The sequence below is a fragment of the Mesorhizobium helmanticense genome, assembly GCF_003034915.1.
Taxonomy (GTDB): Bacteria; Pseudomonadota; Alphaproteobacteria; order Rhizobiales; family Rhizobiaceae; genus Mesorhizobium; species Mesorhizobium helmanticense.
The window spans coordinates 1-1,078 of record NZ_PZJX01000115.1; the positions used below are offsets into that span (position 1 = coordinate 1).

At 57.2% G+C, this 1,078-nt stretch carries 1 protein-coding gene; it reads left to right on the plus strand.

Annotated elements, in window-relative coordinates; translation table 11 throughout:
* Positions 1-275: 275 nt before the first annotated feature.
* On the plus strand, positions 276-1,078 hold an 803-nt coding region (locus C9427_RS33565), incomplete at its 3' end, for a serine hydroxymethyltransferase (protein ID WP_146172654.1).

The following is a 1,078-nucleotide window of genomic DNA, read 5'->3' on the forward strand; positions in this document are numbered from 1 at the left end:
TTCTCGATCTTCGTCGGGAGCGCGTTTCTCGACACGTCCGGCTGCTGGCCAAAGCCGACTTTCTTTGCGGCAACGGACAACATCCTAGGTCCTCATATCATCTCAATGCAGGGGCAAGGACGTAGGGTTGCTTCAATTCTTGGTCGATCTCCTGCCCCACTACGATGGGTATCATAAGCGGGACCTGGAGCGGCTCGAGGCGATACAGACGCGTGGTCGAAGGGACTGCTGCTTGATCGTGAAAAGATCTGCATAGGTGGGAGTGCGAAACTACCATGAATAACTCCGCTGACGCAGCCATGGCAGAACCCGGCACATACGGACGGTCTTCCTTGGTCCACGTCGATTGCCGCGTTCATGAACTGCTTCTACGACAGAGGCGGCAGGAGCGGACGATGCTCAAACTCATCGCATCTGAGAACTTTGCCTCCTCAGCCGTACTGGAAGCGACCGGCTCGATCTTCGCGAACAAGTATGCCGAGGGCTACCCCGGCGCGCGCTACTACACGGGAAACGAGATCGTCGATGAGCTTGAGACCCTCGCGATCGAGCGCCTGAAAACGCTATTTGGCAGTGAGCACGCCAACGTCCAGCCTTATTCGGGGTCACCAGCCAACCAGGCTGTCTATCGCGCGCTTTTGATTCCCGGAGACAAAGTCATGGGCATGCCTTTACCCGAAGGCGGCCATCTGACTCATGGTTGGTCCGTCAAATTTTCCGGCACTGATTATCAACGCGTTCCCTATGGGCTGCACGAAAAGACGCAGCAAATCGACTATGACCGCTTGCGTGAGACAGCCAGGCGGGAACGGCCGAAACTCATTTGGGTCGGCGGAACTGCCTATCCGCGTGTCTTTGACTACGCGGCAATGGCAGAAATCGCTGCGGAGGCGAACGTTTATCTCGTGGCCGACATCGCGCACATCGGCGGCCTGATTGTCGCTGGAGCGCATCCGAATCCCGTGGCCCATTGCGACGTCGTCACCAGCACGTCTCACAAGTCGATCCGCGGGCCCCGTGGAGGCTTTATTTTGTCGAAGAATGAAGATCGCTATCAGGCGCTCTATCATCCCACGAG